Here is an 11,441-nt window from a genome sequence, read left to right as displayed (position 1 = left end):
CCGCCTCCGCGGCGTACGGTTCTCCCATGCGCGACTGGCTCCAGGTCGTGGTCCTGCTGGTCCTCGCGATCGGGCTGCCCCCGGTCGTGGTGGCGGTGTGCACGGGCGACGTGGAGCGCTGGCGGACCTACCGTGCGGCGGCCCGGCTGCTGCGGCGGTTCGCCCGCTGGCGGCCCGGCGCCGAGGTCCGCGTGCTGCGGCGCCCGATCGAGGACGTGGTCGCCGACCTGCGGCGCCTGCACGGTGCGTTCAACCGGGGCGGGATGCGGTTCGCCAAGTGGGAGGGCTGTCGCCAGGCCTACGACCACGTGCTCGGCGAGGTCGCCGAGATGGTCGAGGTGCCCCACCTGCTGGCGGTGCTGCCGCCCGGCACCGAGCTCGACCGCGAGCGCGAACGGATCGAGGACCTGCTCGAGGACGCCGGCCTGCTCCCCCGGCGCTGGGCGGCCTGAGCGCGCCGCCTGTCAGCCGCGGGCGTCCGGCAGCAACCCGGCCGCCCGCGCCGCACCGGCGTAGGCCACCGCGAGGGTGGCGACCGTGTCGTGGGCGTTGAGGCCCGACGGGTTGGGCACGACGAAGACCCGCGAGGTTCCCCACGGCGACGGCTGCTCGCCGACCTGCGCCTTCCGCTCGCCGAACGCCGTGCGGTAGGCGGTGATGCCGGCGACCGCGACGACCCCCGGCTCGCGCTCGGCGACCAGGCGGCGCAGCCGTTCGCCGCCGGCGCGCAGCTCCTCGGCGGTGAGCTCGTCGGCCCGGGCGGTCGCGCGGGCGACGACGTTGGTGATGCCGATCCCCCGCTCCCGCAACGCCTCCCGGTCGGCGTCGGTCATGCCGGCCGCCGGGTCGACGGGCCGGTCGATGATCCCGGCCTCCAGCAGCGCCGGGTAGAACCGGTTGCCGGGACGGGCGAAGTGGGTCTGGACCGCCGCGGTCCACAGCCCCGGGTTGATGCCGACGAAGAGCAGCCGCAGCGGCCGGCCGGGCGCCGGCAGCAGGTCGGGGACCTCGGTGTCGCGGAAGGACTCCAGCTCTGCCCTGGTGAATCCCATGGCCCCATCCTGCCCGCGTCGTCAGGCGCGGTGCCCGTCGGGCCCGTCGAGGTCGTCGAGCAGCCGCTCCTCGGCCCGCTCCTGCCCGACCAGGGTCCACACGCCGCTGCACAGCCGGTGCAGCTCGGCGGTGAGGACCGGGGCGTCCGCCGCCGACAGGCTCGGCGCCGACAGCTCGAGGACGAGCGCGCGGACCCGCTGCTCGCAGCCGCGGATCGCCTCCACCGTGGTGACGCTCGCGGTGCCCGAGTCGACGTAGGCCACCGCGTCGAGGTAGTCGCGCCAGGCCAGCGCCACCCCCGGCGGAAGCGTCGTGGTGAGGACCGCCGGGTCGCGGGGGACAAGGCGGCCGAGGGCACCGGCGAGCACCAGGCTCACGGCCGCGGGCACCGTCGAGGCCCACGGGTGACCGGTGAGCAGCACGACCGCCGTGACGACCACCGCGGCGGCGAAGGCACGCCCGGCCCACCGCGCCCGACGCCGACCCGACTCGACGCGGAAGGTGGCGTCGGCGAGGGGCGCCCGCGGGTCCTGCACCTGCTGGACGGGGCCGGTGCGGCGGGCGTACATCCCCGCGCGGCGCCGCGCCCAGTGCTCGAAGTCGACGTCGTGGTCGACCGCCCCGAGCCGAGCCACCGCCTCGTCCGAGGCGGCGTCGCTCGCGGCCGACGCCTCCGCGAGCGTCGGTCCGACGAGCGGCGGCAGCCGGTCGAGCGGTGAGGCGTCGGCGTGCCGGGCCCGCCGCTCACGCCACTCCTCGCTGGTCGCGTGCACCAGCGCACCGGCTTCCCGGATGCGGGTCATCCGCTCCTCCGTGCGGGCGTCGGACATCGCGGCCCGCACCAGCGGGCGCACCTCCTCGACGACGGACGCGGCGAGCGGCCACGCCGGGTTGCCAGGCTCGACCGAGCCCAGCCGCAGGCCCTCGACGACGTCCTGCCACGGCACGGCGACCTCCTCGGCCGCCACCGCCTTCCCCCGGCCCAGCCTCACCATCGACCACACCGAGCCGACGACTCCGAGGATCGCGGCCACGAACACGATCCGGAGCGGCACGACGAGGTCGGCGCGCGAGAGCAGCGCCTCGTCGATCAGGCGGCCGACGTAGACCACGGCGAGCGCCGCCGTCACGCACCCGACGAGCGGGCGGCGGTCGTCGTGGATCCCCGGGGCGCCCGATCCCCCGTCGTCCGCCGCGACCGGACGCCGCGGGCTGGTGATGATCGTCGTGCCGGTGCCCAGGCGCCGGTAGTGGCGCAGCCGCTCCTGGCGCAGCTCCTCGCGCCGTGCGGCGCGCTCCCCCTCGTCCACGGCGGCCACCCTAGGCGACCGCGCGGTCCCCCGGACGCACGAGACCCCGCCTCCCTTGCGGGAGACGGGGTCTCGGTGTGGATCAACCTGGTCTCGACACGCCCTCGTCGCGACTTCGCAGGCTCAGTCGCGGGGCTGCTCGACCTGGCTGAGGTCCGCCGCCCCGACTGCGTCGGGGCGGCGGCTCAGCTCACTTGGTGATCTTGGTGACGCGGCCGGCGCCGACGGTGCGGCCACCCTCACGGATCGCGAACCGGAGGCCCTCGTCCATGGCGATGGGCTGGATGAGCTCGACCGACATCTCGGTGTTGTCACCCGGCATGACCATCTCGGTGCCCTCGGGCAGGGTCACGACACCGGTCACGTCCGTGGTCCGGAAGTAGAACTGCGGACGGTAGTTGTTGAAGAACGGCGTGTGACGGCCACCCTCGTCCTTCGACAGGATGTAGACCGACGCGTCGAAGTTGGTGTGCGGGGTGGTGGTGCCGGGCTTGATCACGACCATGCCGCGCTCGACGTCCTCGCGCTTGGTGCCGCGGAGGAGCAGACCGACGTTCTCACCGGCCTGGCCCTCGTCGAGGAGCTTGCGGAACATCTCGACACCGGTGACGGTGGACTTCTGCGAGCCCTCGCGGATGCCGATGATCTCGACCTCCTCGTTCACCTTGACGATGCCGCGCTCGATGCGACCGGTGATGACGGTGCCACGACCGGTGATCGTGAAGACGTCCTCGACGGGCATGAGGAACGGCTTGTCGGTGTCGCGCTCGGGGGTCGGGATGTAGTCGTCCACGGCCTGCATGAGCTCGGCGACCGAGTCGCCCCACTTGGCGTCGCCCTGGAGGGCCGGGAAGGCCGCCACGCGCACGACGGGGATGTCGTCGCCCGGGAACTCGTACTCGGAGAGGAGCTCGCGCACCTCCATCTCGACGAGCTCGATGAGCTCCTCGTCGTCGACCATGTCGCACTTGTTGAGCGCGACGACCAGGGCGGGCACGCCGACCTGGCGGGCGAGCAGGACGTGCTCGCGGGTCTGCGGCATGGGGCCGTCGGTGGCGGCGACCACCAGGATGGCGCCGTCCATCTGCGCCGCACCGGTGATCATGTTCTTGATGTAGTCGGCGTGACCGGGGCAGTCGACGTGCGCGTAGTGGCGCGTCTCGGTCTGGTACTCGACGTGCGCGATCGAGATCGTGATGCCGCGCTGGCGCTCCTCGGGAGCCTTGTCGATCTGGTCGAACGCCGAAGCCTCGTTGAGGTCCGGGTGCTTGTCGTGCAGCACCTTGGTGATCGCCGCGGTCAGCGTCGTCTTGCCGTGGTCGATGTGACCGATGGTGCCGATGTTGACGTGCGGCTTGGTCCGCTCGAACTTCGCCTTAGCCACTGGGGCTCCTCCTGATTGTTGTTACTTGACTCGTGGGTGTGGGGTGGTGCTGGGTGCCGAGGATCCGGCAGCGATCACTCGCCGCGGACCTTCTTCACGATCTCGTCGGCGATGTTCGTCGGAACCTCGGCGTACGAGTCGAACTCCATCGAGTACGACGCCTGACCGGAGGTCTTGGACCTCAGGTCGCCAACGTACCCGAACATCTCGGACAGGGGCACGAGGGCACTGACGACCATGTCGCCGTGACGCTCCTCCTGCGCCTGGATCTGGCCGCGGCGCGAGTTGATGTCACCGATGACCGTGCCGAGGAAGCCCTCGGGGGTGGTCACCTCGACGGCGAACATCGGCTCGAGCAGGACCGGCTTGGCCTTGCGGGCCGCCTCCTTGAACGCCTGGTTGCCGGCGATCTTGAACGCGAGCTCGGAGGAGTCGACGTCGTGGTACGCGCCGTCCTCGAGCGAGAACTTCACGTCGACCATCGGGTAGCCGGCGAGCACGCCGAACTCCATGGCCTCCTGGCCGCCCTGGTCCACCGAGGGGATGTACTCCTTCGGCACGCGACCACCGGTCACGTTGTTGGCGAACTCGTAGCCCGCACCGGTGCCGGTCTCGGGGTCGATGTTCGGCTCGAGGGAGATGACGACCTTCGCGAACTGGCCGGAACCACCCGTCTGCTTCTTGTGGGTGTAGCTGTGGCCCTCGACCTTGTTGCGGATGGTCTCGCGGTAGGCCACCTGCGGCTTGCCGACGGTCGCCTCGACGCGGAACTCGCGCTTCATGCGGTCGACGAGGATCTCGAGGTGGAGCTCGCCCATGCCGGCGATGATCGTCTGGCCGGTCTCCTCGTCGGTCTTGACCGTGAAGGTCGGGTCCTCGTCGGAGAGACGCTGGATCGCGGTGCCGAGCTTCTCCTGGTCGCCCTTGGTCTTGGGCTCGATCGCGACCTCGATCACCGGGGCCGGGAACGTCATCGACTCGAGCACGACCTGGTTGTTCGGGTCGCAGAGGGTGTGACCGGTCTTGGTGTCCTTCAGACCCATCACGGCCACGATCTGGCCGGCGCCGACCGACGCGATCTCCTCGCGCTTGTTGGCGTGCATCTGGTAGACCTTGCCGATCCGCTCCTTCTTGCCGTTCACCGAGTTGACCACGGTGGAGCCGGCCTCGAGCTTGCCCGAGTAGACGCGGACGTAGATCAGCTTGCCGAGGTGCGGGTCGCTGGCGATCTTGTAGGCCAGGCCCGAGAACGGCTCGTCGTCGGACGGCTTGCGCGAGATCTTCTCCTCCTCGTCCTTCACCGAGTGACCGACGATGGCGTCGATGTCGAGCGGGGACGGGAGGTACTTGACGACGGCGTCGAGCAGGGGCTGCACGCCCTTGTTCTTGAACGCGGTGCCGCACAGGACCGGGTTGAGCTTGTCGGCCAGGGTGGCGCGGCGGATCGCGGCCTCGAGGGTCTCCACGTCGAAGACGTCGCCGTCCTCGAGGTAGACCTCCATGATGTCGTCGTCGGCCTCGGCGAGCGTCTCGACGAGCTTCTCGCGGTACTCCGCGGCCTGCTCGGCGAGCTCGGCCGGGATCTCCTCGACGTCGTAGTCCTCACCCATCTTGGTCTCGCCGCGCCAGGTCAGGGCACGCATGCCGACCAGGTCGACGACACCGAGGAAGTCGGACTCCGCGCCGATCGGCAGCTGGAGCACGAGCGGGGTGGAGTTGAGGCGCTCGACCATCATGTCGACGCAGCGGAAGAAGTCCGCGCCGGTGCGGTCCAGCTTGTTGACAAAGCACATGCGGGGGACCGAGTACTTGTTGGCCTGGCGCCAGACGGTCATCGTCTGGGGCTCGACACCGGCGACACCGTCGAACACCGCGACGGCGCCGTCGAGGACGCGCAGCGAGCGCTCGACCTCGGCGGTGAAGTCCACGTGGCCGGGGGTGTCGATGATGTTGATCTGGTGGTTCTTCCACCAGCAGGTCGTCGCGGCGGACGTGATGGTGATGCCGCGCTCCTGCTCCTGCTCCATCCAGTCCATCGTGGCGCCACCCTCGTGGACCTCACCGATCTTGTAGGTGATGCCGGTGTAGAAGAGGATGCGCTCGGTGGTGGTGGTCTTGCCGGCGTCGATGTGCGCCATGATGCCGATGTTGCGGACCTTGTTGAGGTCGGTGGTGATGTCGACAGCCACTGTTGTGTCTCAGTCCCTCGGAAGTTGGTGGGGGCTTGTGGGGTGAGGGGCCGCACGCCGCTCGTCGCGGGCGCGGCCCCTCGCCGTCACCAGCGGTAGTGGGCGAAGGCCTTGTTGGACTCGGCCATCTTGTGGGTGTCCTCGCGCTTCTTCACAGCGGCACCGAGGCCGTTGCTGGCGTCGAGGATCTCGTTCATCAGGCGCTCGGCCATGGTCTTCTCGCGGCGGTCCTGGGCGTAGCCCACGAGCCAGCGCAGGGCCAGCGTGGTGGAGCGGTTGGCCTTGACCTCGACCGGGACCTGGTAGGTCGCGCCGCCGACGCGGCGGGACTTGACCTCGATGGCCGGCTTCACGTTGTCCATCGCGCGCTTGAGCGTGACGACCGGGTCGGTGCCGGTCTTCTCGCGGCAGCCCTCGAGGGCGGTGTAGACGATGCGCTGCGCCACGGCCTTCTTGCCGTCCTGGAGGACCTTGCTGACGAGCTGGGTGACCAGCTGCGAGCCGTAGACCGGGTCGACGACGAGGGGACGCTTGGGAGCGGGACCCTTGCGAGGCATTACTTCTCCTTCTTCGCGCCGTAGCGGCTGCGGGCCTGCTTGCGGTTCTTGACACCCTGGGTGTCGAGCGAGCCGCGGATGATCTTGTAGCGGACACCGGGAAGGTCCTTCACACGGCCGCCGCGCACGAGCACGATCGAGTGCTCCTGCAGGTTGTGACCGACACCCGGGATGTAGGCGGTGACCTCGACGCCGCTGCTCAGGCGCACGCGGGCGACCTTGCGGAGGGCGGAGTTCGGCTTCTTCGGGGTGGTCGTGTAGACGCGGGTGCAGACGCCACGGCGCTGCGGGGATCCCTTCAGGGCAGGCGTCTTGTTCTTCGACACCTTGTCCTGGCGGCCCTTGCGGACCAGCTGGTTGATGGTGGGCACCGGGTGGTTCCCTCTCTCTGTCTTCTCGTCACGGTCCGGCGCGGTGCCAGACTCGGTGGTCGTGCGTTGTTGCGACGTGCCTCGTGCAGGTGGGGCGCGGGCCGGGGAACGGCCGCGACATCGGAGCATGCACACGGGTCTGGACATGCCAGACACAGGGATTGAGGCTACTCGGGCGCTCCGACAGGGTCAAAATGCCGCAGGAGCGGCCTCCAGGGCCGGTTCGGACGGCCCCTCGACCCGCTCGCGACGGGCCTTCTCGAGCCTGAGGTAGAGCAGCGCCGACAAGCCTACGCCGGCGATGGTGATGAGCCCGCCGCCGAGCAGCGTCCAGCGGGCGCCGTACTCCTGGCCGATCCACCCGATGATCGGTGCGCCGACGGGCGTGCCACCCATGAAGATCATCAGGTAGAGCGCCATCACCCGGCCGCGGACGCCGGCGTCGACGTGCAGCTGCATGTAGGTGTTGGCGCTGGTGATGAAGGTGAGCGCGGTGAGCCCGGTGACCGGGGCCAGGAGCGCGAAGGCGAGGTAGGTCGGCATCAGGCCGGCCAGCACCACGCTGGTGCCGAAGGCGAGGGCCGATCCCACGACGAGGCGGTGGCGCACCCGCGCACGGCGCGCGGCGAGCAGGGAGCCGGTCAGCGAGCCGACGGCGAGGAAGGTGCCGAGCAGGCCGAACTCCTCGGGGCCCTTGCCGAACACCTCGGTGGCCATCAGGGCCGAGGTGATCTGGAAGTTGAGGCCGAAGGTGCCGGCGAAGAACACCATGCCGAGCACCAGCAGCAGGTCGGGACGGGCGCGGACGTAGGCGACGCCCTCGCGGATCGCGCCGGGCCCGCGGTTGGCCGGCGCCGCGTCGATCCGGGAGGCGTCGAGGTGGCGCAGCGACCAGATCGGGGCGGCGTACGACACCGCGTTGAGCAGGATCACCCAGCCGGTCGCCACCGCTCCCCCGCCGAACGCAGCGATCAGCAGACCGGCGAGGCCCGGGCCGACGAGGCGCGCAGCATTGAAGCTGGCGGAGTTGAGGCCGACGGCGTTGGTGAGGTCGGCCGGCTCGACGAGCTCGGAGACGAACGACTGGCGCGCGGGGCCGTCGAAGGCGGACGCGGCGCCGAGCAGCGTGGCGAGGACCCAGACGTGCCAGACCTCGGCGGTGCCGGTGACGGCGAGCACGCCGAGCACGGCAGCCGGCAGGGCCATGCCGAGGTTGGTCAGCTGGAGCAGCCGCTGCTTGGGCATCCGGTCGGCGACCAGCCCGGCGAAGGGGGTCAGCAGCAGGAACGGGAGGAACTGCAGGCCGGTGGTGATGCCGAGCGCGGTGGCGCCGGAGCCGACGGCGAGCTCGAGGACCAGCCAGTCCTGGGCGACGCGCTGCATCCAGGTGCCGGTGTTCGACACGACGCCGCCGGCGGCGTAGCGGCGGTAGTTCGGGTTCGCGAGGGAGCGGAAGGTGGGACTCGTGGTGACTCCTCGGTCGGGGAAGCGGTCAGTCGGTCAGGGCGAGGCGCACCAGGAGGGGCGCGGCCTCGCGGAGGGTGGCGCGCTCGGCGGCGGTGAGCCCGGCGAGCTGCTGGGAGAGCCAGGCGTCGCGGCGCTGCCGGTCGGCCAGCACCGCGGCGCGGCCGGAGTCGGTGATCGAGACGACGACCTGGCGGCCGTCGGTCTCGTGCGGGCGGCGCTCGACGTAGCCGTCGGCCTCCAGGCAGTTGACCGTGCGGGTCATCGACGGCGGCTGCACGCGCTCGGCGCGCGCGAGCTCGCCGACGGTCTGGTCGCCGAGCCGCACCAGCAGCCCCAGCACCACCATCTGGCCGATGCTCAGGTCGTTGTCGGGGTGGCGCTCGCTGGCCAGGCGTCGGCGCAGGCGCATGACGCCGGCCCGGAGCTCGGAGGCGAGCCCGGCGTGGGTGCGGAGGTCTGCGGTCGGCATGTCGTTAGCATAACTCATTACCTGTGCTAACTATTCCGGGTGCCCCGGCGCACGCCAGCGATCCCCGGCTGACCGGGGATCGCTGAACTTGTCAGGCGTTGCACGGGCCGACATGTTCAGTGATCCCCGGCTGACCGGGGATCACTGAACTTGTCAGGCTCTCCCTCGGCGCCGGCGGAGGGGGCGTACGCCGCTCAGGTGAGCCAGGACGTGATCGGCGAGATCGCGAAGTAGACGACGAAGAGGCCGGCGACGATCCACATCAGGGGGTGCACCTCGCGGACCTTGCCGACCACGACCTTGATCAGGACGTAGGCCAGGAAGCCGGCGCCGATGCCGACGCTGATGGAGTAGGTGAACGGCATCAGCACGATGGTCAGGAACGCCGGGACGGCGATCTCGAGGTCGTCCCACTCGATGCCCTTGACCTGCTGCATCATCAGGAAGCCGACGAGGACGAGCGCAGGGACGGCGGCCTCGGACGGGATCGCCTCGACGATCGGGGCGAAGAAGGTGCTGAGCAGGAAGAGCAGGCCGGTCACGACCGAGGCGAGACCCGTGCGGGCACCCTCGCCGACGCCCGAGGCGGACTCGATGTAGGACGTGTTGGACGAGACGCCGGCCGCGCCGCCCGCCATCGCCGCGATCGAGTCGACGACCAGGATCCGCTGCGCGTGCGGCGGGATGCCCTCCTCGTCGTTGAGGCCGGCCTCGGCGCCGATCGCGGTCATCGTGCCCATCGTGTCGAAGAAGTCGGCGAGCAGCAGGGTGAAGGCGAGCAGCAGCGCGGCGAGCACGCCGACGGAGGAGAAGGCGCCGAACAGGGAGAACTCCCCGAGGGTGCCGAAGCTCGGGACGTCGACGACGCCGTTGAGCTCGGGGACGTTGAGTGACCAGTTGCCCGGGCCGGCCTCGCCGACGGAGCTGAGGTCGAGCACCGCCTGCAGGACGAAGGCCAGCACCGCGGTGGCGACGATGGAGATCAGGATCGCGCCGCGCACCTGGCGCACCCACAGCGCGATGATCAGCACCACGCCGACGGCGAACACGAGCACCGGCCAGCCGCTCAGCGTGCCGCCGTTGCCGAGCTGGACCGGCACGGTCGTCTGGGCCACGTCCGGGATCCGGGTGACGAACCCGGCGTCGACGAAGCCGATCAGGGCGATGAACAGGCCGATGCCGACCGAGATCGCGATCTTGAGCTGCTGGGGCACCGCGTGGAACACGGCCGTGCGGAAGCCGGTCAGCACCAGGACCAGGATGATGATGCCCTCGAGGACGATCAGGCCCATCGCGTCGGCCCACGTGGAGCGGGTCGCGATGGCGTTGGCGACGAAGGCGTTGAGGCCGAGGCCGGTGGCCAGCGCGAGCGGGAAGTTCGCGACCGTGCCCATGAGGATCGTGAGCACCCCGGCGACCAACGCGGTGCCGGCCGCGATCACCGGCAGGTTCGACCCGTCGCCGGTGCCGCCGCCGAGGAAGGCACCGGTGGAGTCGGGCACGAAGCCGAGGATCAGGGGGTTGAGCACGATGATGTAGGCCATCGTCAGGAACGTGACGACGCCGCCGCGCACCTCGCGACCGATCGTCGAGCCGCGTGCGGTGATCTGGAAGAAGCCGTCGAGGCCGGTGGCCTTCGCGGGCTGCGGAGCGGTCTGCGTCTGGTCGGTCACGGAACGTCATTCTCGCAGACCCGTGTGACGGCCGTGTTTCGCCGTCCGCCCCTTGTGTAGCGTGGAGCCGTGGACCTGGGCGACGAGCAGCCGACGACGCACGAGATCGGCAACCGCACCTACATCGTGGCCCAGGTCGAGCCCCTCGACGTCGACGGCGTCCGCACCACCGAGGTCGGCACCGCCCTCTGGCTGCTCGCGTTCGTCGCCCTGCTGCCCTTCTGGGGCACCCTCGAGGAGAACGGCCGCACGTGGTGGCTGTGGACCTGCCTGGCCGGCTTCGGGCTCGGGCTCTGCGGCCTGGAGTACTGCCGGCGCCGGCGCAAGGAGCGCGCCGCGCAGCGGTCGGACGCATGACGCTCCCCCCGACCCGCTGGGAGCTCGCGGGCGAGGAGAACCGCGGCTACGGCGTGCACTTCGCCGACAGCGTCGCGCGCGGGGTCGACGTCGACGGCGAGGCGAGGTTCGTCGACGCGATGGCGGCCCGCGGGTCGCGGATCCTCGACATCGGGTCCGGCATGGGGCGGGTGTCGGCCGCGCTGCTGGCGCGCGGGCACGAGGTGGTCGCCACCGAGCCCGACCCCGACCTGCGCGCGCAGTCCCGCGCGACGTACCCCGACCTGCCGGTCCTGCCGCACCAGGCGCTCGCCCTCGACCCGGACGAGGTCGGCACCTTCGACCTGGTGACGGTCGTCGGCAACGTGATGATCTTCCTCGGCGAGGGCACCGAGCGCCGGGTCCTCGAGCGGGTGCGCGACCTGCTGCACCCCTCCGGTCGTGCCGTGCTCGGCTTCCACCTCACGGCGGTCAAGGCTGGCAGCCGGACCTACCCGGCCCACGAGTTCGTGGCCGACGCGGAGTCGGCCGGGCTGCGCGTCGTGCACCGCTTCGGCAGCTACGAGCTGCACGAGCCGGTCGACGACTACGCCGTGTGGGTGCTCACCCGGGCCTGAGCGGCGCCCGGGGCA

The 11,441-nt window shown here is 70.9% G+C and carries 12 protein-coding genes; 3 read left to right on the top strand and 9 right to left on the bottom strand.

Annotated features, from left to right (window positions below; all coding sequences use genetic code 11):
* The first annotated feature begins 26 nt into the window (after positions 1–26).
* The gene (locus tag LN652_RS17230; RefSeq protein ID WP_230441823.1) at positions 27–452 is read left to right on the top strand and encodes a hypothetical protein; all 426 of its coding nucleotides are present in this window, start codon (positions 27–29) and stop codon (positions 450–452) included.
* Between the two features lie 12 nt (positions 453–464).
* Here LN652_RS17230 and LN652_RS17225 read toward each other — a convergent pair whose 3' ends face one another.
* From LN652_RS17225 to LN652_RS17185, 9 genes are all read right to left on the bottom strand, one after another.
* Positions 465–1,052, bottom strand: coding sequence for a mismatch-specific DNA-glycosylase (locus tag LN652_RS17225; protein WP_230441822.1), 588 nt, complete (start codon positions 1,050–1,052; stop codon positions 465–467).
* 21 nt (positions 1,053–1,073) lie between these two features.
* Positions 1,074–2,363, bottom strand: a complete 1,290-nt coding sequence (locus tag LN652_RS17220) for a hypothetical protein (RefSeq protein WP_230441821.1) — start codon at positions 2,361–2,363, stop codon at positions 1,074–1,076.
* Positions 2,364–2,553: 190 nt separating this feature from the next.
* On the bottom strand, positions 2,554–3,747 hold the full coding sequence (tuf, locus tag LN652_RS17215; protein WP_211733383.1) for an elongation factor Tu: 1,194 nt from the start codon (positions 3,745–3,747) through the stop codon (positions 2,554–2,556).
* Between the two features lie 74 nt (positions 3,748–3,821).
* Complete coding sequence (gene fusA, locus LN652_RS17210; RefSeq protein ID WP_230444766.1) at positions 3,822–5,885, bottom strand: elongation factor G; 2,064 nt, start codon at positions 5,883–5,885, stop codon at positions 3,822–3,824.
* A 137-nt stretch (positions 5,886–6,022) separates the two neighbouring features.
* On the bottom strand, positions 6,023–6,493 hold the full coding sequence (rpsG, locus tag LN652_RS17205) for a 30S ribosomal protein S7 (RefSeq protein WP_129453354.1): 471 nt from the start codon (positions 6,491–6,493) through the stop codon (positions 6,023–6,025).
* Positions 6,493–6,864 carry a 30S ribosomal protein S12 gene (rpsL, locus tag LN652_RS17200; RefSeq protein WP_056906817.1) on the bottom strand — a complete coding sequence of 124 codons (372 nt, stop codon included), beginning with the start codon at positions 6,862–6,864 and terminating at the stop codon, positions 6,493–6,495. Before rpsL ends, rpsG begins: the two co-directional genes overlap by 1 nt.
* A gap of 189 nt (positions 6,865–7,053) precedes the next feature.
* Complete coding sequence (locus tag LN652_RS17195) at positions 7,054–8,268, bottom strand: MFS transporter (RefSeq protein ID WP_230441820.1); 1,215 nt, start codon at positions 8,266–8,268, stop codon at positions 7,054–7,056.
* Positions 8,269–8,356: 88 nt separating this feature from the next.
* Positions 8,357–8,800, bottom strand: a complete 444-nt coding sequence (locus LN652_RS17190; RefSeq protein ID WP_230441819.1) for a MarR family winged helix-turn-helix transcriptional regulator — start codon at positions 8,798–8,800, stop codon at positions 8,357–8,359.
* A gap of 194 nt (positions 8,801–8,994) precedes the next feature.
* On the bottom strand, positions 8,995–10,473 hold the full coding sequence (locus LN652_RS17185; RefSeq protein ID WP_230441818.1) for an NCS2 family permease: 1,479 nt from the start codon (positions 10,471–10,473) through the stop codon (positions 8,995–8,997).
* 69 nt (positions 10,474–10,542) lie between these two features.
* Here LN652_RS17185 and LN652_RS17180 point away from each other — a divergent pair, with 69 nt between their 5' ends.
* Together LN652_RS17180 and LN652_RS17175 are read left to right on the top strand one after the other, a co-directional pair.
* A complete protein-coding gene (locus LN652_RS17180; protein WP_230441817.1) occupies positions 10,543–10,830 on the top strand; it encodes a DUF2530 domain-containing protein in 288 nt (95 codons plus the stop codon).
* Complete coding sequence (locus LN652_RS17175) at positions 10,827–11,426, top strand: class I SAM-dependent methyltransferase (protein WP_230441816.1); 600 nt, start codon at positions 10,827–10,829, stop codon at positions 11,424–11,426. Before LN652_RS17180 ends, LN652_RS17175 begins: the two co-directional genes overlap by 4 nt.
* The last annotated feature ends 15 nt before the right edge of the window (positions 11,427–11,441 follow it).

Source organism: Nocardioides okcheonensis, assembly GCF_020991065.1.
Lineage (GTDB): Bacteria > Actinomycetota > Actinomycetes > Propionibacteriales > Nocardioidaceae > Nocardioides > Nocardioides okcheonensis.
Note: the sequence above shows the minus strand (reverse complement) of the source record. Positions and strands in the feature narration are given on the sequence as shown.

What these genes read in the sequence shown, in the direction of transcription:
- rpsG (WP_129453354.1), bottom strand. Translation starts at nt 6,493, where the DNA reads ATGCCTCGCAAGGGTCCCGCTCCCAAGCGTCCCCTCGTCGTCGACCCG.
- fusA (WP_230444766.1), bottom strand. Translation starts at nt 5,885, where the DNA reads ATGGCGCACATCGACGCCGGCAAGACCACCACCACCGAGCGCATCCTC.
- LN652_RS17175 (WP_230441816.1), top strand. Translation starts at nt 10,827, where the DNA reads ATGACGCTCCCCCCGACCCGCTGGGAGCTCGCGGGCGAGGAGAACCGC.
- LN652_RS17190 (WP_230441819.1), bottom strand. Translation starts at nt 8,800, where the DNA reads ATGCCGACCGCAGACCTCCGCACCCACGCCGGGCTCGCCTCCGAGCTC.
- LN652_RS17225 (WP_230441822.1), bottom strand. Translation starts at nt 1,052, where the DNA reads ATGGGATTCACCAGGGCAGAGCTGGAGTCCTTCCGCGACACCGAGGTC.
- LN652_RS17230 (WP_230441823.1), top strand. Translation starts at nt 27, where the DNA reads ATGCGCGACTGGCTCCAGGTCGTGGTCCTGCTGGTCCTCGCGATCGGG.